The sequence below is a fragment of the Rhodanobacter soli genome, assembly GCF_039523495.1.
Lineage (GTDB): Bacteria > Pseudomonadota > Gammaproteobacteria > Xanthomonadales > Rhodanobacteraceae > Rhodanobacter > Rhodanobacter soli.
In genome coordinates this window covers 277,000-299,492 of the sequence record NZ_BAAAFK010000001.1, presented here as the reverse complement: position 1 = coordinate 299,492, position 22,493 = coordinate 277,000, and the positions used below count along the sequence as shown (strand labels likewise).

General features: G+C 68.5%; 15 protein-coding genes. 6 read left to right on the top strand and 9 right to left on the bottom strand.

The features are described from left to right. Positions 1-31: 31 nt before the first annotated feature. The 3 genes from ABD024_RS01290 to ABD024_RS01280 form a co-directional block, all read right to left on the bottom strand. Positions 32-850, bottom strand: coding sequence for an alpha/beta hydrolase (locus ABD024_RS01290; protein WP_343854401.1), 819 nt, complete (start codon positions 848-850; stop codon positions 32-34). A 121-nt stretch (positions 851-971) separates the two neighbouring features. Further along, on the bottom strand, positions 972-3,224 hold the full coding sequence (locus tag ABD024_RS01285; protein WP_343848881.1) for a TonB-dependent receptor domain-containing protein: 2,253 nt from the start codon (positions 3,222-3,224) through the stop codon (positions 972-974). A gap of 136 nt (positions 3,225-3,360) precedes the next feature. Further along, complete coding sequence (locus ABD024_RS01280; RefSeq protein WP_343848880.1) at positions 3,361-5,376, bottom strand: S1 family peptidase; 2,016 nt, start codon at positions 5,374-5,376, stop codon at positions 3,361-3,363. Positions 5,377-5,588: 212 nt separating this feature from the next. Here ABD024_RS01280 and ABD024_RS01275 point away from each other — a divergent pair, with 212 nt between their 5' ends. Both ABD024_RS01275 and ABD024_RS01270 read left to right on the top strand, forming a co-directional pair. Further along, the gene (locus tag ABD024_RS01275; protein WP_343848879.1) at positions 5,589-9,947 is read left to right on the top strand and encodes a DEAD/DEAH box helicase; all 4,359 of its coding nucleotides are present in this window, start codon (positions 5,589-5,591) and stop codon (positions 9,945-9,947) included. A 113-nt stretch (positions 9,948-10,060) separates the two neighbouring features. Further along, positions 10,061-10,228 (top strand): hypothetical protein, encoded by a 168-nt coding sequence (locus ABD024_RS01270; protein ID WP_343848878.1) that lies wholly within the window; start codon positions 10,061-10,063, stop codon positions 10,226-10,228. Here the strand turns inward: ABD024_RS01270 and ABD024_RS01265 are convergent. From ABD024_RS01265 to ABD024_RS01255, 3 genes are all read right to left on the bottom strand, one after another. Further along, positions 10,221-11,825: a S10 family peptidase gene (locus tag ABD024_RS01265; RefSeq protein WP_343848877.1), complete on the bottom strand. Its 1,605-nt coding sequence runs from the start codon at positions 11,823-11,825 to the stop codon at positions 10,221-10,223. The genes ABD024_RS01270 and ABD024_RS01265 overlap by 8 nt on opposite strands. 100 nt (positions 11,826-11,925) lie before the next feature. Continuing rightward, a complete protein-coding gene (locus ABD024_RS01260) occupies positions 11,926-12,783 on the bottom strand; it encodes an EamA family transporter (RefSeq protein ID WP_343848876.1) in 858 nt (285 codons plus the stop codon). A gap of 52 nt (positions 12,784-12,835) precedes the next feature. Further along, entirely contained in the window at positions 12,836-13,702 is an 867-nt protein-coding gene (locus ABD024_RS01255) for an MBL fold metallo-hydrolase (RefSeq protein WP_343848875.1), read from the bottom strand. A 389-nt stretch (positions 13,703-14,091) separates the two neighbouring features. Here ABD024_RS01255 and ABD024_RS01250 point away from each other — a divergent pair, with 389 nt between their 5' ends. From ABD024_RS01250 to ABD024_RS01235, 4 genes are all read left to right on the top strand, one after another. Continuing rightward, positions 14,092-14,550 (top strand): MarR family winged helix-turn-helix transcriptional regulator, encoded by a 459-nt coding sequence (locus ABD024_RS01250; protein WP_343848874.1) that lies wholly within the window; start codon positions 14,092-14,094, stop codon positions 14,548-14,550. Between the two features lie 21 nt (positions 14,551-14,571). Beyond that, positions 14,572-16,011, top strand: coding sequence for an efflux transporter outer membrane subunit (locus ABD024_RS01245; RefSeq protein WP_343848873.1), 1,440 nt, complete (start codon positions 14,572-14,574; stop codon positions 16,009-16,011). A 9-nt stretch (positions 16,012-16,020) separates the two neighbouring features. Further along, positions 16,021-17,226 carry an HlyD family efflux transporter periplasmic adaptor subunit gene (locus tag ABD024_RS01240; RefSeq protein WP_343848872.1) on the top strand — a complete coding sequence of 402 codons (1,206 nt, stop codon included), beginning with the start codon at positions 16,021-16,023 and terminating at the stop codon, positions 17,224-17,226. Between the two features lie 109 nt (positions 17,227-17,335). Continuing rightward, entirely contained in the window at positions 17,336-18,862 is a 1,527-nt protein-coding gene (locus ABD024_RS01235; protein WP_343848871.1) for a DHA2 family efflux MFS transporter permease subunit, read from the top strand. Between the two features lie 6 nt (positions 18,863-18,868). Here the strand turns inward: ABD024_RS01235 and ABD024_RS01230 are convergent, their stop codons facing one another. The 3 genes from ABD024_RS01230 to ABD024_RS01220 all read right to left on the bottom strand — a co-directional run bounded on the left by ABD024_RS01230 (position 18,869) and on the right by ABD024_RS01220 (position 22,417). After that, on the bottom strand, positions 18,869-19,405 hold the full coding sequence (locus tag ABD024_RS01230; RefSeq protein ID WP_343848870.1) for an acyloxyacyl hydrolase: 537 nt from the start codon (positions 19,403-19,405) through the stop codon (positions 18,869-18,871). A 169-nt stretch (positions 19,406-19,574) separates the two neighbouring features. Continuing rightward, the gene (locus tag ABD024_RS01225) at positions 19,575-20,987 is read right to left on the bottom strand and encodes a M16 family metallopeptidase (protein WP_343848869.1); all 1,413 of its coding nucleotides are present in this window, start codon (positions 20,985-20,987) and stop codon (positions 19,575-19,577) included. Between the two features lie 65 nt (positions 20,988-21,052). Further along, a complete protein-coding gene (locus tag ABD024_RS01220) occupies positions 21,053-22,417 on the bottom strand; it encodes a M16 family metallopeptidase (RefSeq protein ID WP_343848868.1) in 1,365 nt (454 codons plus the stop codon). Positions 22,418-22,493 lie beyond the last annotated feature (76 nt).

Sequence of the window (22,493 nt, the reverse complement as noted above, 5' to 3'; positions counted from 1 at the left end):
CGCGCAGGCGGACGACGCGGCTTGCTCGCCGTCAATGCTGCGCGGACAGCGTCTGCCGACCCAGCCAGTCGGCCAGTTGCATCAGCACCTGGCTGCGCCCCGGCTCGGCTTCGTTGAACAGCTCGTGATACAGCGTCGAGAAGAAGCGTGTGGTCAGCTGGCCCGTCGCGGCGGCCTTGCGGGCAAACGCGCGGCTGCCGGAGGGATCGACCAACTCGTCGCTGTCGGCCACCAGCAGCAGGGTCGGCAGCGCCAGGCTGGCGGCGTCGGCGATGCACGCGGCGCCGTCGCGAAAGATGAAGTCGGCCAGCCGCGGCGTGATCCAGCCGTGCCGCAGGGGATCGCTGCGATAGTCGGCGACCACCTGGCGGTCGTGCGAGAGCTTGTCGAAATCCAGCCCGCTGCGCAGCGGCAGGTTCGGCGCGATGCGGCTGAGCATCCGCGCCAGGCGGATCATCCGCGGCGATTCCCAGCTGCGCAGCGCCGGCGACGACAACAGCAAGGCCGGTGGCGCGACGCGGCCATCCAGCACGCTGCGCACGGCGACCAGGCCGCCCAGGCTGTGGCCGAGCAGCAGCGGTGGATGCGGCAGGCCGTTGGCGTAGTCGTGGTAGACGGTGGCGAGGTCTTCCAGCAGGTCGTCGCCGTGACGCAGGCCGCCGCGGCGCCCCGGGGTCCTGCCATGGCCACGCTGGTCGTAGCCACGCACGGCGTAACCGCGCTGGTTGAACCACGCCGCCAGGCGCTGGTAGCGACCGCTGTGTTCGCCCAGTCCATGCACGATCAGCACCGCGCCGCGCGCTTGCGGCAGCGGCCAGTCGCGCAGGAACAGCGACTGGCCGTCGGCCATCGTCAAGGTCAGGTGGGTGTCGGCAGGCTGGCCAGGGTGATCCACGTCGCGCTCGCTTGCGGGCAAAGAGACGATTCTGCCTCACCGCGCCAGGCGATGACACGGTGAGGCGTCGGCACCCTTACAGCTCGGCGCGGAATTCCACGCCGATGATGCGTGGATCGTTGACGAACGCGGTGCGGTTGTTGAAGTCGATCGCGCCGGTGATCGCCTGCTTGTTGGTGACGTTGCGGCCGTACAGGGCGACCTCGCGGCGGCCGTAATCCCAGTTGTAGCCGAGCCGCACACCGCCTTCCAGCAGCGGCTTGCCCTTGAACTCGGCCGAGTCGTACAGGAAGAAGTTCACCTCGCTGCGGTAGTTCCAGTCGGTGTAGACGAAGAACTCGCCGCCGTCGCCGTACGGGATGCCGTAGCGCGCGGTGAGCGTGCCGATCCACTTCGGCGCGTTCGGCAGGGTGTTGCCATAGACCAGTGCGTTGCCGTTGGCGCTGAGCGGGTCGAGGATGGTGCAGCCGGAACCGCACACGGCCACCGCCAGGTTCGGGTCCTTCAGTTCGGTGTGGTTGTAGCTGCCGCCGGCGGTGAGCACGAAGTTCGGCGTGAGGTAGGCCTCCAGGTCGAATTCGGCACCGTAGCCCTGGGTCTTGCTGGCATTCAGCAGGCGCGTCACGTTGATGTCGCCGCCCACCGCGGTGAGTTGCTGGTTGTGCATGTTGAACGTATAGACGTCCGCATTGAAGCGCACGTGGTTGTCCATGCCGGTGGTCTTCACGCCCATCTCGTAGCTGGTGATCGTCTCGGGCTTGGCCTGCGAGATGAAGTCGGCGAACAGCACGCGGCCCTGCACGCTGGGCGCGCGGAAGCCGTTGGCGATGCGTGCGTACACGTTGACGTTCGGGCTGAGCGTCCAGGTGCCGGTGAGGTCGCCGCTCCAGCGTGCGTCGTGCGGCTGGGCCGTCAAATGCAACGGACCCGCGCCGAACGGCGACAGGTAGCGCGTCACCTGGAAGTCGCGCGAGTCGTGCGACCAGCGCGCGCCGGCGCGCAGCTCGAAGTCGTCGGTCAACTGGTAGTTGGTCGAACCGAACACCGCCCACGCCTTGGTGCGCTGGGTCTGGCTGGCGTAGCCGTCCAGCGCGTGGTTGTTGAAGGTGGCGTAGTCGAAGTTGCTGATCGCGATGTCTTCGTCGAACCAGTAGGTGCCGACCTGCCAGTTGAGCTTGTCTTGCCCATTGCTGGCGAGGCGGAATTCCTGGGTGATCTGGCGATCGTGCGGCAACGCGTCGGCGGTCTCGGACGGGAACGGGATGAAGCCCGGGCCCATCGGCGGGTGGAAACTCGCACCGTAGCCGCCGTCGACGTCGCCGAGGCTGTAGGTGGTGGCGCGCTCCAGCCCGGTGATCGAGGTGAAGGTGTAGTCGCCCAGGTTCCACGCCAGGTGCAGGTTGCTGCCCCAGCTGAACAGGTGCTGCTTGTTGCGGCCGTCCTGCGAAACCTTGTCGCGCTCAAAGCCGGGCACGAAGCTGGGGCCACCCAGTTCGATCGCATTGGCGCGGTTGACCATCGCGCTGCCATCCAGCCAGCGCGCGTGGCCGCTGATCAGCGCGCTGAAGCCGTCGTTCTCGTACAGCGCCTGCAGTCGCACGGCGCGGTCGTTGTAGCCGCCCAGCACGTTCTTCTGACCGGTGAAGGTGTTGTCGATCCAGCCGTCACGATGCTGCGCCAGCGCCGAGACGCGACCGGACCAGTGCCCGCCCAGCGCGCCGCCCAGTGCCGCTTCGGCGTTGGCGGTACCGAGCGAGCCGTAGGAGACGCGGGCGTAGCCACTGGTCTCCTGACTCGGACGCACCGACTCGAACTTGATCACGCCGGCCGGCGAGTTGCGCCCGAACAGCGTGCCCTGGGGGCCGCGCAACACCTCGACCTGAGCCAGGTCGAACAGCGGGAAGCCTTTCAGGATCGGGTTCTCCTGCACGATGTCGTCGTACACCATCGACACCGGCTGCGAGGCGTTGAGGTCGAAATCGCTGTTGCCCAGACCGCGGATGTAGAAGCGCGGGAACTCGCGGCCATACGACGTCTCGGCATACACGCTGGGTGCGCGCGAGGCCAGTTGCAGCACGGTGTCGCCGGACTGGCCGAACGCCTCCAGCTTGTCCGGCGTCAGCACGGTCAGCGCCATCGGCACCTTCTGCATGTTCTCCACCCGCTTCGATGCGGTGACGTTCACCGTCTGCAGTTCGGTGGTCTTGGTGGGCTGCGGCTTGGTCGGCGCCACGGCCTCCTGGGCCAGCGTGGCGGAAGCCGGCAGGCCCAGGGCAAAGGCGATGGACAAGGCAAGCACGGTGGAACGCGACGGACGAGCAACAGGCATGAGAATTCCCCGGGTGGAAGGCAATGGTGCGCCGTGACTCGGGCCGGTTCGCCCCTGCGGCGTCGCAGCATTGTCATACAAGCGCAGCCGGCGCGAAAGCTCCGGCTGCTACAGCACCCCCGCTGACCCGGCGGCCTCAGTGCTCGCTGACGTGCGCGTCCTTCAGCAGCAGGCCAAGCCTGGCCTTCATCTCGGCCGGGGAGTGCGCCCCTTCGGCGTAGTGGTAGACGGTGTACAGCACCGTCGGCTTCGCCTCGTCCGCACCGGCAATGACGCTGCTGATCTTCATCACGTCGTTCTCGCTGCGCGGCGCGCCGTCGAACGGGCGCTGACGGTTCACGATCTTGTTCCAGTTGCTCTTGAAGTTGTCGTTGAGGTCGTCGGACGGCGCCACCACGCGCGCGAAATTGCTCCAGTCCTTGTCGTGCGCGCTGGCCGCCTGCCACACGTCGGCCACGTCCCACACCACCTTGCCGCGGTCGGTGAAGTAGCTGAAGCCGAGCGTGAGCATGCTGTCGGGCTCGATCTTCTGCAGCGCCGGCGTGTAGGCATAGCGCAGCCGTTTCGAGGTGTAGGCAAAGCGATGGCCGTAGTCGATGTCGATGCGGATGTCCTTGAACGCCGCCGGCAGCAGGGCGGTGTTCTTCAGGAAGCCCTGCCACTGCGCCAGCGTGCCGTCATAGCTGACGAAGAAGAAGTCGGTGAGCGCCTGCAGGTTGATCAGGTAGTCGTGCTCCTGGCTGGCCTGGGCGAACCGCATCAGCACCACGTAGCCGTCCGGCACCGGCAGCGCGAAGGTCATCACCAGCGCGTTCTCGGTCGGCATCGTCCATGTGCGCACCTGCCAGCGGCGCTGCCAGGCGTCGGTGTACAGGGTGTCGCTCCTCGGCTTGCCCAGCGAGGTGATCCGGATCTTTTCCGGGCCGATGTCGCGGGTCATGAAGCCGACCCTGGCCAGCATGTCCATCATCTTCACCGGATCGCCGTACAGCTGGGCGGACGACACGTCATCGGGCTTGCGCAGGTGGAACAGCAGGTTCCGCCCGGCGACACCCGGGGTCACGTAGCCGTTGTTTGGCAGCGTGGTGGTGTCGCCGGTCTTCCGCGCCAGGCTCCAGGTGCCGTCGTTGTCGCGCGTGATCAGCGCCGGAAAATTGCCCATCGACGGCATGCTGTGCAGTATCGCGTTGGAGCCGGCGCCGTGCGGAAACAGCTTGTCCGGCTCCTTCGCCAGCAAGGCCTTCAGTTGCCGGTCGGCGTAGGCGTTGAAGCGCTGCTGGAACGCGGCGCTGAAGTCGGCGAAGCTCAGCGGCAACGCGAATTCGGTCTTGAAGGTATTGCTGAGGATCGTGTCGAACACGTCGAACTGGTAGGGCACGCGCTGGTCGATCGAGGCCACGTGGTCCGGCGCGTCCAGCACCCTGCCGATCGGCAGCGCGTAGTTGAGGTTCTCGTTCGCCGACTTCATCAGCACGATGCCGATGACCTTGCCGTCGGTGTCCAGCAACGGGCCGCCGCTGTTGCCGGGCGACGCGGCCGCCGAGAAGCGCATCCACTTCCAGCGCCCGTCCTGATCCTCCGGCGTGTCGGAGGTGTACAGGCCGTCGCGGATCACCACGCCAGTGCCCAGCGCATTGCCCACCGCGTAGACCACCTCGTTCAACGCCGGCTTCGTGTTCACCTCCAGCGTGGCGGCGTGCGCGGGTTGCGTGGCCAGCGTGAACACCACGAAATCCTGCTGCAGCGAGTATTTTTCGATCTTGTCGATTGCGTACACGTGACCGTCGGCGTCGCGCAGCGCGGGCTCGCCCCACAGGCTGTCGATGCCGACCTGCAGCACGTGCGCCGCCGTCACGTAGCGGTGGTTGTCCAGCGCGAACGCGGTGCCGACCGAGTAGTACTTGTCGTTGCGCTCCTGGTACGGCAGCAACTCCAGCGGCAACGGCTTCTCGTAGGTTCGCGGGTCGTTGAGCGGCTTGGCCGCCACCACCTCGAACGTGGCCGCCTGGATCTTCGGCAACACCGCCGGATCGAGGCTGGCGGCATGGCCGGTGCCGATGGCGCACAGGCCGGCGCCGGCAAGCAGGGCCAGCCGGCGCCAAGCCGGCCGCATGGCGCCAGGCTTGCGCGGAAGCATTTCCGTGACGTGCATGATTGTCCTTCGCATGAAGGCCGCCACCGGATTCCCCCTCGGGCCCCTGACCTGTGTCGACCGAAGCTGAATACTGACATGTCATGCGCGTGCTTGCATCGCCGCTTTCATGGCCATTCGTGGCCGCTTTCATGACGGCTTGGACGGGTGCGGGGCGGCCCCATATATGATGCACGCGGCGCTCTTCCCGACCGCCGCACGGACCATCACCGATGCGCCTGGACCCCTGCCCGCTGGACGATTTCCATCCGGCCGTCGCCGCCTGGTTTCGCCGCACCTTCCCCGCGCCCACGGCGGCGCAGGCGGCGGCGTGGCCGTCGATCCGCGCCGGCCGACACACCCTGGTCGCCGCGCCGACCGGCTCGGGCAAGACGCTCACCGCCTTCCTCGCCGCGATCGACGCACTGGTGCACGAGGGCGTCGCGCACGGCGGCGCGCTCGCCGACACCACCAGCGTGGTCTACGTGTCGCCGCTGAAGGCGCTGTCGAACGATATCCACATCAACCTGGAAGCGCCGCTGGAAGGCATCCGCGCCGAACTCGAGAAGCTCCGCCTGCCCGACGTGGCGATCCGCACTGCCGTGCGCACCGGCGACACCCCGCAGGTCGAGCGCAACCTGCTGCGCAAGCAGCCGCCGCACATCCTGGTGACTACGCCGGAGTCGCTGTACGTGCTGCTCGGCTCGGCCTCCGGCCGCGTGATGCTGGCCGGCACGCGCACGGTGATCGTCGACGAGATCCACGCCATCGCCGGCAGCAAGCGCGGCTCGCACCTGGCACTGTCGCTGGAACGGCTGGAGTCGCTGTGCCAGCGGCGCCTGCTGCGGATCGGGCTGTCGGCGACGCAGAAACCCATCGAGATGGTCGCCGACTTTCTGGTGGGTGCCGGCGACAATGCGGAACTTGCGGGGTTCACCCCTCTCGCTGCGCGCAAGGGCGGGAACAAAGCAACCATCATCGACGTGGGCCACACCCGTCCGCGCGATCTCGCCATCGAGGTGCCGCCGGTGCCGCTGGAAGCGGTGATGTCCAACGATGGCTGGGAGCTGGTCTACGACCGCCTCGCCCAGCTGGTGCAGGCGCATCGCACCACCCTGGTCTTCGTCAACACGCGGCGCATGGCCGAGCGCGCGGCGCGGCACCTGTCCGAGCGGCTGGGCAAGGAAGCCGTGGCAGCGCATCACGGCAGTCTGGCCAGGGAGCAACGGCTGGATGCCGAACAGCGGCTCAAGCGCGGCGAGCTGGCAGTGCTGGTGGCCACCGCATCGCTGGAGCTGGGCATCGACATCGGCGAGGTCGACCTGGTCTGCCAGCTCGGTTCGCCGCGTTCGATCGCCGCGTTCCTGCAGCGCGCCGGCCGGTCCGGCCACAGCATCGACGGCACCCCGAAGGCGCGGCTGTTCCCGGCCACCCGCGACGACCTGATCGAATGCACCGCCCTGCTCGACTGCGTGCGCCGCGGCGAGCTGGACGCGCTGATCATGCCGCCGCAGCCGCTCGACGTGCTGGCGCAGCAGATCGTCGCCGAGGTCGCCAGCCAGGAATGGAGCGAGGACGCGCTGTACGCGCTGGTGCGTCGCGCCCATCCGTACCGCGATCTCGCGCGTGCGGATTTCGACGCGGTGGTGCGCATGCTGGCCGAGGGCTTCACCACCCGTCGTGGCGCTCGCGCCGCGTACATCCACCGCGATGCGGTGCACGGCCAGCTGCGTGCGCGGCGCAGTGCGCGGCTCACCGCGCTGACTTCCGGCGGCACCATCCCGGACACCGCCGATTACAAGGTGGTGCTGGAACCGCAGGCAATCATCGTGGGCACGGTGAACGAGGATTTCGCGGTCGAGAGCATGGCCGGCGACATCTTCCAGCTCGGCAACACCAGCTACCGCATCCAGCGCGTCGAGCGCGACCGGTTGCGGGTGGAGGATGCGCACGGCGCGCCGCCGAGCATTCCGTTCTGGCTCGGCGAAGCACCGGGGCGCAGCGACGAGTTGTCGTTCGGCGTGTCGCGCCTGCGCGAGGAAATCTCCGCGCAGCTCGACGCCGGCGGCGCGCCGGCCGCGGTCGCCTGGCTGCGCGATCAGCTCGGCCTGGACCAAGCCGCCGCGCAGCAGCTGGCCGATTATCTTTCCCGTGCGAAGGCCGCCCTCGGCGTGCTGCCGAGCCAGCACACGCTGGTGCTGGAGCGCTTCTTCGACGAATCCGGCGGCACCCAGCTGGTGATCCACACGCCGTGGGGCAGCCGCATCAACCGCGCGTGGGGGCTGGCGCTGCGCAAGCGCTTCTGCCGCCAGTTCAACTTCGAGCTGCAGGCAGCGGCGACCGAGGACGCGATCGTGCTGTCACTGTCGACCAGCCACAGCTTTCCGCTAGAGGAAGTGGCGCACTACCTGCACTCGGCCACCGCCGAGCACGTGCTGGTGCAGGCCCTGCTCGACGCGCCGCTGTTCCCCGCGCGCTGGCGCTGGAATGCGGTGACCGCGCTGGCGCTGCCGCGCTTCACCGGCGGCAAGAAGACGACGCCGCCGCTGCAGCGGATGAAGAGCGAGGACCTGCTCGCCGCGGTCTTCCCCGACCAGGTCGCCTGCCTGGAAAACATCGTGGGCGAACGCGAGGTGCCGGATCACCCGCTGGTCAACCAGACCCTGCACGACTGCCTGCGCGAGGCGATGGACGTGGACGGGCTGCTGGCGATCCTGCGCAAGCTCGAAGGTGGCGAGATCGCCGTCGTGGCGCGCGACCTCAGCGCACCCAGCCCGCTCGCCGCCGAAGTGCTGAACGCCGCACCGTATGCGTTCCTCGACGACGCTCCGCTGGAGGAACGCCGCACCCAGGCGGTGCAGACGCGTCGCTGGAACGACACCGACAGCGCCGACGACCTCGGCCGGCTGGACCCCGCCGCGATCGCCGCGGTACGCGAAGAGGCCTGGCCGCAGGTGCGCGATGCCGACGAGATGCACGAGGCACTGACCCTGCTGGGCTTCGTCACCACAGCGGAAGTGGCGGCCAACACCGACTGGGACGAGCGATTGCACGCACTGGCGAAGGCGAAGCGCGCCACCCGGCTCGGCGACGTCTGGGCATCCGCCGAACAGTTGCCGCTGTGGCAGACGCTGCATCCCGCCGCCGCCATGCAACCGCCGATCGCTGCCCCGGCCGAATACGCCGCGCAGACCTGGACGCGCGAAGACGCCTTGCTGGAACTGGTGCGCCACCGCCTCGGCGGACTCGGCCCGGTCACCGTGAACGGACTGGCGCAACCCATCCACGTCGACCCCGGCGAAGTGGAGCAGGCGCTGCTGCGGCTGCAGTCCGAAGGCTACGTGATGCAGGGCCGCTTCACCGCCGAGGCCAGCGACACCGAGTGGTGCGAGCGCCACCTGCTGGCACGCATCCACCGCTACACCATCGGCCGCCTGCGCCGCGAGATCGAACCGGTCAGCCGGCGTGCGCTGATGCGCTTCCTGTTTGACTGGCAGCATGTATCGGCGGCTACCCGGCTGAGCGGGCCGGACGCGCTGGTGGCCACACTGGCGCAGCTGGAAGGCTACGAGGCTGCGGCCGGCGCGTGGGAAACCGAACTGCTGCCGGCGCGCATCGACGACTACTCGATCAGCTGGCTGGACGAGTTGTGCCGCGCCGGGCGGATCGGCTGGACCCGCCTGCGCACCGCCAGCGGCGGTGGCGGCGGACCGGTGCGCAGCACCCCCATCGTACTGTTGCCAAGGCGCGATATGGCCGTCTGGACGTCCGTTGCCGCAAGCGATCCGCAGGAGTTCCTGCTGTCGTCGCGCGCGCAAGCCGTCGCCGATGCGCTGCAGGAACACGGCGCCCTGTTCTTCGACGAGTTGCTGGGCGCCGCCCGGCTGCTGCGCACCGAGCTGGAAGACGCGCTGGGCGAGCTGGTTGCCGCCGGCCGGGTCAGCGCCGACAGCTTCGCCGGCCTGCGCGCGCTGCTGCTGCCGGCGGCGAAGCGCGACGGCGGGCGGCACCGGCGGCTGCGCCGGCATCAGTTCGGCGGCATCGAGGATGCGGGGCGCTGGGCGCTGGCACGCAATATCGCGCCGGGCAGCGGCAAGCCCGAACCAGAGGCGATCGAGCACATCGCGCGCACCCTGCTGCGCCGCTACGGCGTGGTGTTCTGGAAGCTGCTGGAACGCGAAGCGCCGTGGCTGCCGCCGTGGCGCGAACTGCTGCGCGTGTACCACCGGCTGGAGGCCCGCGGCGAAATCCGCGGCGGGCGCTTCGTCGAAGGCCTGGTCGGCGAGCAGTTCGCCCTGCCCGAGGCGATCGCGCCGCTGCGCGCAGTACGCCAGCGCGCGGACGACGGCGAGCTGGTCTGCCTCAGCGGCTGCGACCCGCTGAACCTGGTCGGCACCGTGCTGGTCGGCGACAAGGTGCCGGCGCTGGCCGGCTCGCGCGTGCTGTACCGCGACGGCGCGGCGATCGCCGCGCTGGTCGGCGGCAAGCCCACCGCGCTGATCGAGTTGTCGGCCGCCGACACCCAGCTGGCCAAGCATGTCTTGCTGCGTTATCCGCCCTCGCTGCCGGAAATGCCGGCTGCCGCACGCTGATGGCGTGGACTGCCTGCGGGGCGCCGGCATCGCTGGAGCTTGGCGGATGCCGCGCCGAGCCATCGCCCACCCCATCAAACCACCACAGCACCATGAAGGCGGCGGCGATCGCGTTGACGCCGAGGCGGCGGGCCTGGCGCCTGATCGGCGACCTGCAGCGCGAGGCCAACGGCGGGTCGCTCCACAGCCGCAACGAGCGCTTCAGCCCGGAGCTGGTGGTGCGCGGCTCCACCGCGCCGTCCGGCCGCAGCACCGGCACCCGACGCAAGCCGGCTACCTGACGTTGTCCGTCTGCCCGATGAAGCTGGCCACGTTGTCGTGCAGCTGCTTCAGCGACGCCTCATGCGCGTACACCATGTGCCCGGACGGATACCACGCATAGCTGATGTTGCGCTCCAGGGTGGCCGGGATCGGCAGGTGGTGCATCTCGTAGTCCGCGGCGAAGTACGGCGTGGCCAGGTCGTAGTAGCCGCCGTGCAGATAGACCTTGAGGTTGGGGTTGGTCTTCATCGCCATGGCCAGGTCCGGCATCACGTTGGTCGACGACTGCAGCGCCTCGCCGTGCACGCCGGGCGCCTTGTGCGAGAAGTCCCAGTGGTCGATGTCGGCAAACAGCCGGTACTGCCGACCCTGGCCGAACTTCAGGTCGCGCCGCACGTAGTCGTTGAAGGCGGCCACGTAAGCCGAACTGATCGCCGAGGATTGCGGATCGTATTCGGAGTCCTTGCTCAGCGGATCGATCGCCGGGCCGGAGAAGCGGCTGTCCAGCCGGCCGGTGGTGATCTCGCCGTCGGTCTGCAATTCATGCTCGAACATGCCGCCGGTCACGCGCAGGTCCGCCTTCAGCAGGTAGGCCACCGGCAGGCCGGTGTACTCGTGCAGCTTCTGCGCCACCGTCTGCTTGCGCGCATCGTCAAGGCGCGAGCCGGCCATCAATGCCTGCGCGTAGTCGCCCAGTGCGTACTGCTCCACCTCGCGCAGGAACGGTTCCAGTGCGGCCGGCTGCTGTGGCAGCTTGTGGTGGTAGAACGCGGTGGCGGCGAAGGTCGGCAGCGCCAGCTCGTATGGTAGGTCGATGCCGGGATTGAACTCCGGCCCGTCGATGCTGGTGTCGAAACTGAGGATCTGCGAGAGCAGGATCACCCCGTTGAGATCGACGCTGTCCTCGTTCTCCAGGATGTTCGCCAGCACCGCCGAGCGGGTGGTGCCGTAGCTTTCGCCGAACAGGTACTTCGGCGAATTCCAGCGGTCGTACTTCGACAAAAACTGGGTGATGAACTGCGCAAAGGCGTGGCCGTCGCCGTCGACGCCGTAGATCGCCTTCTTGCGTTCCTTCATTTGCTCGTCGCGCTTGTCCTTGTCCCCGTCATCCGCGATCAGCCGGCTGAAGCCGGCGCCGGGCGCGTCGATGAACACCAGGTCGGAGGCGTCGAGCAGGCTGTAATCGTTGTTGACCAGCCCGTACGGCGCCGCCGGCGTGTGGCCGTCGTCGCTGGTGACCACGCGCCGGGGGCCGAACGCGCCCATGTGCAACCACACCGTGGCCGATCCGGGGCCGCCGTTGTAAATGAAGGTGACCGGCCGTTTCGTCGCGCTCGCCCCCTTCTTGAAATAGGCCACGTAGAACATGCTGACCTGCGGCTCGTCTTCCTTGTCACCCGTGCCGTGCAGCACCAGCGTGCCGGCCACCGCCTTGTAGTCGACGCGATGCCCCTCGACCGACACCGTGCCCTCGCTGCTCGACGTTTGCGGCTCGACCAGTGTCGCATCGGGCTTCGACTCCGGCTTGCTCTCGTCGTCCTTCTTGTCCGGTCCGGCGATCGCGACGGAGCTGAGCAGCAGCGCGGCAAGCGCCGCGGTGAGGAGAGGCTTGCGCATGGGCGATCCTTGACGACTGAGGCGGCTTCGCCCCGGGAAGCCGCAGCATATGCGCCACGACGACGGGATTTCATAGCCCGGAAGTCACTGCCGTCGGTGATCAGCCGCGCGCGATCACCCCGATCGCCAACAGCGCCAGTGCCACGCCGGCGAGGTTGAGCCGGCTCAGCCGCTCGCGGAAGACCAGCAGGCCGACCAGCGCACCCAGCGCCACTACGCCGAGGTTCATGCTGGCGAACACCAGCGCCGGATGCTGCGGCAGCGCGCGGTGGCCGCGCAGGTAGAACAGGATGTTGCCGAAGTTGGCCAGCCCCAGCAGCATGCCGGCCAGCGCGCTGCGTGTCGTGAAGCGGGTTTGATCCTGCAGGCGCCGCCACAGCTGCAGCGCGAACGCCACCAGCAACGCCAGCGCGAACATCGCCTGCAGCGACGCGCCCAGCGGCACGCCGGCCAGCGCCACGCGCTTGAACAGGACGTCGATCACGCCGAAGCCGCCGAACACCACGAGCGGATACAGCCAGCCGGCGGCGCCGCGCTCCGTCGTGCCCTGCCCGCTGCGCCAGACCATGCACAGCAGGGCGAGCAGGCCCAGCGCAATGCCGAGGCCCTTGGGTGCGTTGAGCTGTTCGCCGAACAGCGCGAACGCCGCCACCAGCGACAGCAGCAAGGACAGCCGCTGCGCCGCATCGCTGCGCACGATGCCGGCATGCCGCACCGACGCGGCCAGCGCCAGGAAGATCGTCGGCAACAGGATGCCCAGCGCGGCCAGCGCCAGCCACGGCACGCCGGGTTCGCGCAGACTCGCCAGCGTGGGCTGCAGCAGCAACACGGTGAGCGCGCTGGTCACCACGTAGTTCCAGGCGATCGCCTGGCCCACGTCGATGTCGAAACGCCGTGCCAGCTTCAGCAGCACCGACACCAGCACGCTGCACACCACGCTGAGCAGGACGTAGATCATCCGTCACTCCGACGACGGCCGACCGTCAGGCTGCCGCCGCATCGGCGCCCGCTCACAACGCATCCAGCGGAATCTTCAGGTAGCGCACGCCGTTGTCCTCGGCCGCCGGCAGCTGACCCGCGCGCATGTTCACCTGCACCGCCGGCAGCAGCAGCGCCGGCATCGCCAGGCTGGCGTCGCGCGCCTCGCGCAGGCGCACGAAGTCATCTTCGCCGATGCCGTCGTGCACGTGGATGTTGTCGCGACGCTCGGCGCCGACTGTGGTCTCGTGGGCAAACACGTCGCGGCCAGCGGGCTTGTAGTCGTGGCAGAGGAATACCCGGGTTTCCGGCGGCAAGGCGAAAATGCGCTGGATCGAGCGGTACAGCATGCGCGCATCGCCGCCGGGAAAATCGCAGCGCGCGGTGCCGTAGTCGGGCATGAACAGGGTATCGCCGACGAAGGCGGCGTCGCCGACCCGGTGGCTCATGCACGCCGGCGTGTGGCCGGGCGTGTGCATCGCCACGGCTTCGATGCCGCCGATCATGTAGCGCTCGTCGTCCTTGAACAGGTGATCGAACTGGCTGCCGTCGCGCCGGAAGCCGGGGCCCGCGTTGAACAGCTGGCCGAACGTGTCCTGCACGTCGCGGATGTGTTCGCCGATGCCCAGCCGGCCACCCAGTTGCGCCTGCACATACGGCGCCGCCGACAGGTGGTCGGCGTGCACGTGAGTGTCGATCACCCAGTCCACATCGAGCCCTCGCGCACGCACGAACGCGATCAGCGCATCGGCCGATGCATGACCGGTACGCCCGGACGCGGCGTCGTAGTCGAGCACGCTGTCGAACACCGCCGCCCTGGCCGTGGCCGGGTCCCACACCACGTAGCTGAAGGTATGGCTGGCTTCGTCGAAGAAGGCCTGCACCTCGGGGCGATGCATCGTCATCTCCTTCCATGGCGCGGTGACTGAGGCGCGCAGGATGTCGGGACGGAGGCCATGATTTCGTTCCTTGGGTATGACGGGCGCGGGGATTATCACCCCTGCGCGGCCGACTGCCGCAGCATGCCGGGGGCGCAGCCACGGTTCGTACCGCATCAGCCTGTCACGCCACGCCGTGCGCAGGCGTCCTTGCGTCAAACCATGCAGGAGATCGACATGACTGGCGACCTTGCGGGGCGCCGGGCGCGTTCGAATCAGCCCGCGACCCCGCGTTGCGCGCCGGTGCGCGACGAGCCGCAGGCACGCCGCCTGACGCCCGGCCCAAGCAAATACATGCCATGAACATATTTGCTTTGACAAATATACTTTGGGCAATAGAATGCACGGCCATGAGTAGCGAATCGCTCGCCTTCACCACTCCCAAGGAAAGCCTCGGCGTCCTGCTCGGCTTGGTGCGGGCGGAGATCGTGCGTGCGATGGAGGGCGAGTTGGCGGCCAAGGGCCTGAACCTGAGCTTCACCCAGTTCCTGATTCTCAAGCGGCTGGCCCGGCTCGGCCCGATGTCGGCCAGCGAGCTGGCCCGTGCGGTCGAACTGGACGGCGGCGCAATGACCCGCCAGCTCGACCAGCTCGAACGCAAGGGCTACCTGCGCCGCTGCCGGCATGAGCAGGACCGCCGTGCGCTGCGGATCGAGCTGACCGACGCCGGCAACACGCTGTGGACGCAGCTGGTCGACTGCAACGAGCGCGTGTTGACCGCCGCGCAGCGCTCGCTCGACGAAGCCGAACAGGTGCAACTGCACGACTACCTGGAACGCGTGCTGCACGCGCTCCGCGACAAGAACTGACCCTTCCCCCTGGACCTTTCCATGCGTCTGCATCTTCTTGCGGCTGCCGCCGCCCTGACCCTCGCGCTGGCCGCTTGCGCCAGCGGCGGCGGCCTGCATCCGGACGGCACGCCGATCGATCCGTCCACGCTGAAGGCCGAGCGCAGCCTGGCTCACCTGTCCGCGGCGGCGTGGCCCTCCACCGACTGGTGGAGCGGGCTGGGCGATCCGCAGCTCGACGCGCTGATCGCCGAAGCGCTGCGGGACAACCCCGGCCTCGGCGTCGCCGATGCGCGCGCCCGCGCGGCGCAGGCCGAGGCCGGCATCGCCGATGCCGCGCGCGGGCCCAGCGTGAATGGCGGCGCCGCGGTCGCCGGGGCCCGGCCGCCGGCCGCGCTGCTCGGCGACAAGGCGCATTTCGCGCTGGCCAAGTACGGCTACGCCAGCTTCAAGTGGGATCTGGATCTGTGGGGCGGCAAGCGTGCCGCGTGGGAAGCGGCGGTGGGCCAGGCACGCGCCGCCGAGGTCGATGCCCGCGCCGCACGCATCGAACTTTCCGGCAATATCGCCCGCGCCTATGCGCAGCTTGGCTACGCGTTCACCCAGCAGGACCTGGCCGCCGGTGAGCAGAAGCGCGCGAAGCAGTCGCGCGAGCTGACCCGTCAGCGCGTCGCCGCCGGCATCGACAACCAGATCGCGCTGAAGCAGGGCGACGCCGAAGTGGCGAGCGCCGAGCAGCAGGTGGCGCTGGCCAGCCGCGCGGTCGATGCCGCGCGCTCGTCGCTGGCGGTACTGCTGGGCAAGGGTCCGGATCGCGGGCTGCAGATCGCCCGGCCGCAGTTGCTGAAACCGGCCGCGCTGGCGGTGCCGACCGACCTGCCGCTGGACTTGGTCGGCCATCGCGCCGACCTGGTCGCCGCACGCTGGCGCGTCGAGGCGGCCGGCAAGGACATCCAGGCGGCGAAGACCGCCTTCCTGCCGAACATCAGCATCGGCGCGATGGCCGGCATGGTCAGCATGGGCGGCGCCAACCCGCTCAGCCTGGCCGGGCGGTTCTATCAGTTCGGGCCGTCGCTCAGCCTGCCGATTTTCGACGGCGGCGAGTTGCGCGCCCACCTGTCCGGCAAGGATGCGCAATACGACCTCGCCGTGGCGCAGTACAACCAGACCCTGGTCGGCGCGCTCAACCAGGTCGCCGATGATTTGTCCGCGCTGCAGTCGCTGCAACAGCAGATCGACGCGCAGCAGCGCGCGCAGGACGCCGCGCAGCAGGCCTGGCAACTGGCCGAGCAGCGTTACAAGGCCGGCATCGGCAGCTACCTGGAAGCGCTTAGCGTGCGTCAGCAGCTGCTCGCCGCCGAACGCGGCAGCGCCGCGCTCGAGGCGCAGCAGGTCGATCTTTCGGTGCAGCTGATCCAGGCCCTCGGCGGTGGTTTCCAGCCGCGGGCCGGCACCCCGTCTTCCACCCCATCCCGTTCCTGAGGCAGCCCCATGTCCAGCCAGAACCCAACCGCGGCCGCAAGCGCGCCGGTCGCTCCACTGCCGGATACGGCGGCACCGAAGAACCCGCGCGGCCTGCTGCTGCGCCTGCTCGGCATCGTGACGCTGCTCGCCGTGATCGGCTGGGCGCTGTGGTATTTCCTCGACGGCCGCTGGTACGAGGGTACCGACGACGCCTACGTCAACGGCAACGTGGTGCAGATCACCCCGCAGGTGCCCGGCACCGTGGTCAGCATCGGCGCCGATGACGGCGACCTGGTGCACGCCGGCGACGTGCTGGTGCAGCTCGACCCCAGCGACGCCGACGTGGCGCTGGCCGAAGCGAAGGCGAACCTCGCCAATACCGTGCGCAAGGTGCGCGGCCTGTATTCCAGCGTCAACGGCGCGCAGGCCGACGTGGCCGCGCGCCAGACCGCGGTAGCCAAGGCGCGTGCCGACTACCACCGGCGCGTGGCGCTGGCAAAGTCCGGCGCGATCTCGACCGAGGAACTGGCGCACGCCAGCGATGCGCTGACCAGCGCCGAGAGCGCGCTGATCGCGGCGCAGCAGCAGTACCAGACCAGCAAGGTGCTGGTCGACGACACCGTGGTCGCCTCGCATCCGGACGTACAGGCCGCCTCGGCCCACCTGCGCGCCGCCTTCCTCGACGACGTGCGCGCCACCCTGATCGCGCCGGTGGACGGCTATGTGGCCAAACGCTCGGTGCAGGTCGGCCAGCGCGTGCAGCCTGGCGCGGCGCTGATGGCGGTGGTGCCGCTGCATGGCGTGTGGGTGGATGCGAACTTCAAGGAGACCCAGCTCACCGACATGCGCATCGGCCAGCCGGTGACGATCGAGGCGGACGTGTATGGCAGCGCGGTGGCATACAAGGGCAAGGTGCAGAGCCTCGGCGTCGGCACCGGCAGCGCGTTCTCGCTGTTGCCGGCGCAGAACGCCACCGGCAACTGGATCAAGATCGTGCAGCGCATTCCGGTGCGCATCGTGTTCGACGACCCGACTCAGCTGGACAAACATCCGCTGCGGCTGGGCATGTCGCTGGCGGTGGACGTCAGCCTGCACGACCAGAGCGGCCCGACCTTGGCGCAGCAGTCGCCGACCCGGCCGGCCTTCAGCACCGACGTCTATCGGCAGCAGCTGGCCAAGGCCGACACGGTGATCGGGCAGATCGTCCACGCCAACATGGCCGGCGGCAAATAGCGCCCCTGCAGGAGCCCGCTCGCGGGCGATGCTGTTGCTTTGAGAATTCGGAAAAAAGCATCGCCCGCGAGCGGGTTCCTACCCATTCCAGACTAGACGACCGGCACCGATGACCACCGAATTCCGCCCGCCCAACCTGGCCCTGAGCACGATCGGTCTGTCGCTGGCCACGTTCATGCAGGTGCTGGACACCACCATCGCGAACGTGTCGCTGCCGACCATCGCCGGCAACCTCGGCGTCAGCAACAACCAGAGCACCTGGGTGATCACCTCGTTCGCGGTGAGCATGGCGATCGCGCTGCCGCTGACCGGTTTCCTCAGCCGCCGCTTCGGCGAAGTGAAACTTTTTACCGCCTGCACGCTGCTGTTCGCGTTGACCTCGTTCCTGTGCGGCATCTCGCAAAGCATGGGCATGCTGATCGTGTTCCGCGCGCTGCAGGGCGCGGTAGCCGGGCCGATGTACCCGATCACGCAGAGCCTGCTGATCGGCATCTACCCGGCGGCCAAGCGCGGCATGGCGCTGGCCCTGCTGGCGATGGTCACGGTGGTGGCGCCGATCGCCGGCCCGATCCTCGGCGGCTGGATCACCGACAACTATTCGTGGCCGTGGATCTTCTTCATCAACGTGCCGATCGGCATCTTCGCCAGCATGGTGGTGGCCAACCAGCTGCGCGGGAAGGTCGAGAAGACCGAGCGGCCGAAGATCGACTACGTCGGCCTGATCAGCCTGATCATCGGCGTGGGCGCGCTGCAGATCGTGCTGGACAAGGGCAACGACGAGGACTGGTTCAACTCCACCTTCATCATCGTCACCAGCATCGTCTCGGCGATCGGCATCGCGGTCTTCCTGATCTGGGAGCTGACCGACAAGGATCCGATCGTCGACCTGAAGCTGTTCCGCCACCGCAACTTCACCATCGGCACGCTGGCGATGGTACTGGGCTACGCCGCGTTCTTCGCGATCGCATTGCTGGTGCCGCTGTGGCTGCAGCAGAACCTGGGCTACACCTCGACCTGGGCCGGCTACGCCACCGCGCCGCTCGGGGTGATCCCCGTGCTGCTGACGTTCTTCGTGGGCAAGTACGCCATGCGCATGGACCTGCGCCTGCTGGCGGCGCTGTCGTTCCTGGTCATGGGCGGCACCTGCTTCATGCGCTCGAACTTCTACCTGGACGTCGACTTCAACCACGTCGCCATGGTGCAGCTGTGGCAGGGGCTCGGCGTGGCGCTGTTCTTCATGCCCACGCTGACGATCCTGCTGTCGGACCTGCAACAGCACGAGATCGCCGCCGGCTCGGGCCTGGCCACCTTCATGCGCACGCTCGGCGGCAGCTTCTCGGCTTCGCTCACCACCCTGATGTGGACCCGTCGCGCGGTGACCCACCACGAGCAGCTGGCCGAGCACATCAACCCCTATAACCCGGTGTCACAGGAGGCGATGCAGCACCTCGGTCGGGGTGATTCGCAGCTGGGCGGCAGCATCATCAACGGGATGATCACCCAGCAGGGTTACCAGATCTCGTTCAACGAGGTGTTCCATGTGCTGGGCTGGGTCTTCATCGGCCTGGTTGCCGTGATCTGGCTGGCCAAGCCGCCGTTCACCCCGAAGGCCCGCCCCGTCGCCGGCGGACACTGAGACGGGTTACAGGTCGAAGCCCACGCCGATCAGGGCCATGGTCTCGCCGCGGTTGGGCTTGTGCAGGCGGCCGTTGGAGACGTGGCGGATCTGGAAACTGACGTGTCGCCCCTGCCAGCCCAGCGTGCTGATGAATTCGTAGGCGCTGCTCAATGCCTGCGTGCGCCCGGTGTTCAAGGCCGGCTGGAAGCTGAAGAACAACGGCCGATACCAGTCGCCGGCGTCGCCGTAGTGGATACGCGCGCCACCGGCCAGCAGCCAGGCGTCATCACTGGTGTCGTAGCGGGCGCCGCGATAACGAAGCACGTCGCGGCCGCCGATCCAGCCCAGCGAAACATCCGGCGACCAGCTGAAACGGGTCGTGCCGATGCGGTGTTCGTCGAACACGGCCTCGACGAAGGCGGCGTTGGTGCCGTAGCCGTCCATGTAGCTGCGCCCGCCCTGAATCTCCAGGTGGGTGGCGGCAACGGCGGGGAAGGTCGATGCGGCCAGCGCGGCGGCGAGGCCGAGGCCAAGTATGGGAAGCCGGTTGAGGGAAAGCATGGGTAAGACCCGTGAGGCTGGGATGACGTATTTATGTACCCCATAGTCTAAAAAAACGTGTCGAGCCTTGGTGAATCCTTTCGGGCAGGGTCTGAAACACCGCGTTTCCAGCGCCATAAAAAACCCGGCACGCATGCCGGGTTTTTTTGATGGCGGCGAGGCGACGCGATTACCGCGTTGCAGCGGTCGCTGCCGGCTGCAGCGTCGGGCTGTCCAGGTCCAGCGCGGTCGATTCCAGCAGCGCGGCCTGCGGATGCGCCTTGCGAATGTCCGCGGCGAACTGCGCGGCATCGCCGACCACCACCACCGTGCTGGCACCGGCATCCAGGTGCTTGTCCGCGTACTTCTCGATCTCCTTCGGCGTCACCGCCTGCACCTTGGCGATATACCGGCCGATCTCGTCCAGCGGCACGCCGTACACGGCCAGCTCGCCGACCTGTTCGGCCAGCCCGGTGGTGGTTTCCAGACTGCGGCCGTAGCCGCCGATCAGGGTGGCCTTGCGTGCGGCCAGCTCGTCGGCGGAAACCCGCGTGCCACCCAGCCGCTTGAACTCGCCCAGCATCAGCTCGACCACCTGCGCCGCGGACGGGTTCTTGGTCTGCGCCGAGGCCAGCCACAGGCCGGCGTCGCGCAGCGGCTGCAGCCGGCTGTTGGCGCCGTAGGACAGGCCGCGCTTGATGCGGATCTCCTCGTTCAGGCGCGCCGAGTACGAGCCACCGAGCACTGCGTTGGCGACCGTACCCACGTAGTAACCGCCATCGCCGCGTGACGGCGCCGCATGCGCCGCGACCACGCCGGCCTGGCCGGCGCCGCGCTGATCGATCAGCAGGATCGCCGGCACGCGGCTGGCGGCCTTGCCCGCCGCGCGTTCCGGCAGCGGCGTGGCCGGCTTCGGCCAGCTGCCGAAGCTGGCCTGCGCCAGCTGCTGCGCCTGCGCCGGGGTGATGTCGCCGGCGAGGATCAGGATCGCGTTGTCGGGCCGGTACAGCGCGGCGTGCAGCCGCTGCACGTCGGCGCGGCTGATGCGCGCCAGCGAGGCTGGTGTGCCGCCGCGCGAATGGCCGTAGGCGCCGTCGCCGAACACGCCGCGGCTGGCCGCCAGCGAGGCCAGCGCGGTGGGCCGGCTCAGCAGCAGGCGCAGGTCGTTGATCGCCTGCGCCTGCGCCCGCTTCAACTCGGCCGCGCTGAAGTCCGGCTGGCGCACCACCTCGGCCAGCAGGCCCAGTGCCTGCGGCAGTTTCGGCGTGGTCACGGTGATGCCGACCGCGCTTTCGTCCCAGCCGGCATCGGCATCCAGTGAGCCGCCGAGCGCCTCGGCGGCGGCGGCGATCTGCGGCGCGGTCTTGCCGGCGGCACCCTTGGTCAGCAGGCTCGCGGTGAGATCGGCCAGGCCGGCCAGCGACGGCGGGTCCATCTCGCCGCCGCTGCGCAACACCAGCTGCGCGGTGACCAGCGGCAGCCCGGCGCGACGCACGCTGACCACCTGCAAGCCGTTCGCCAGGGTTTGCGTCGTCGGTGTCGGCACGTTCAGTGTCGGCGCAGGTCCGGGCGTGGGCGGCGTGACCGGAAAATCGGCCGCCAACGCGCTTCCGGTGACAACCATGGCGGCCGTAAAGACGGCCAAACGGCAGGCATTCGTCCGGCGACTCATTTCGCTTCTCCCTTGGCAGCCTGCGGCAGGTAGTCGATGGTGACGCTGCGCGCGCCGGTCACGTACTTCTGCAACACGCGGTGCACGTCCTGCTCGGTGACCTTCTGCAACGCGGCCAGGTCGGTGTTGACGTGTTCCGGATTGCCGTCGATCAGCGCCGCCTGGCCCAGCGCGAAGGCAAGGCCCTGCGCGGTCTGCCGCTGCTTGAGCTCGCCGGTCAGCAGCTGGGTCTTCACCTTGTCCAGCTCGGCGGCGGGAATCGGCTGGGTCGCCAGCCAGATGATCTCTTCGTGCAGCAGCTTCTCCGCTTCGGCCGGCGGGTGGCCGCTGGCGAGGATCGCGTAGGCAGTGAACAGGCCCGGGCCGACCCGCCCGTCGGCATCGGCGCCGGCCTGCTGGGCAACCTGGTGGCGATACACCAGCGACTGGTACAGCCGCGACGAATCGCCCTGCGACAGCAGCGCCGCGGCGACCTTGAGCGGGATGCTGTCGGCCGTGTCGGACGCCGGCGGCAGCAGCCAAGTGAGCGCCACCGCCGGCAGCGGTGCGGTCTCGCTGGTGACGGTGTAGCGCAGGTCCTTCTTGCGCTTCGGTTCCTGCGCGGTGACCTGCGGGATCGGCGTAGCCGGTTTCGGGATCCAGCCGAAATACTGGTCGACCCAGGCGTCGAGCTGCTTCGGGTCGAAGTCGCCGGCGACGATCAGGGTGGCGTTGTCCGGCCGGTAAAACGTTTTGTGGAACGCGATCACGTCTGGCAGCGTCGCCGCGTCCAGGTCCTCGATGCTGCCGATGGTCGGGCGCTTGTACGGATGCACGGTGTACGACTTCGGGTCGATCGCGTTGAACAGCTTGCCGTACGGGTTGGCCAGCACGCTCTGGCGGTACTCCTCCTGCACCACCGCGCGCTCGGACTTGAAGTTCGCCTCGTCCACGTTGAGGTTGGACAGCCGCTCGGCCTCGGCCCACAACAGGGTCTGCAGGTGGTTGCTGGGCACCACCTCGAAATAGTTGGTGACGTCGTCGCCGGTAGAGGCGTTGTTGGCACCGCCGACGTCCTCGGTCAGCCGGTCGAACTGCTCGGCGTGCATGTGCTTCGTGCTCTTGAACATCAGGTGCTCGAACAGATGCGCAAAGCCGGAACGCCCCTGCGGGTCGTCCTTCGAGCCGACGTGGTACCACACCTGCACCGCCACGTTCGGGCTGGAATGATCCTCCACGCTCAGCACCTGCAAGCCGTTCGGCAGGGTGCGCTGCTGGTAGGCGATCGGCGGAATGGTCAGTTCGGCCGCGGCCAGCGGCGGCGAGGCCAGCGCGGTCAACAGGGCGAATGAAGCGAGCAAGGCAGCCGGACGCAGACGCATGGGCGGTCCCTTCGTTGGAAAGGGCTCAACCTTAGCAAGTCCGCGAAGGGTGTAAAGCTAAGGGCGCGACTGCAGA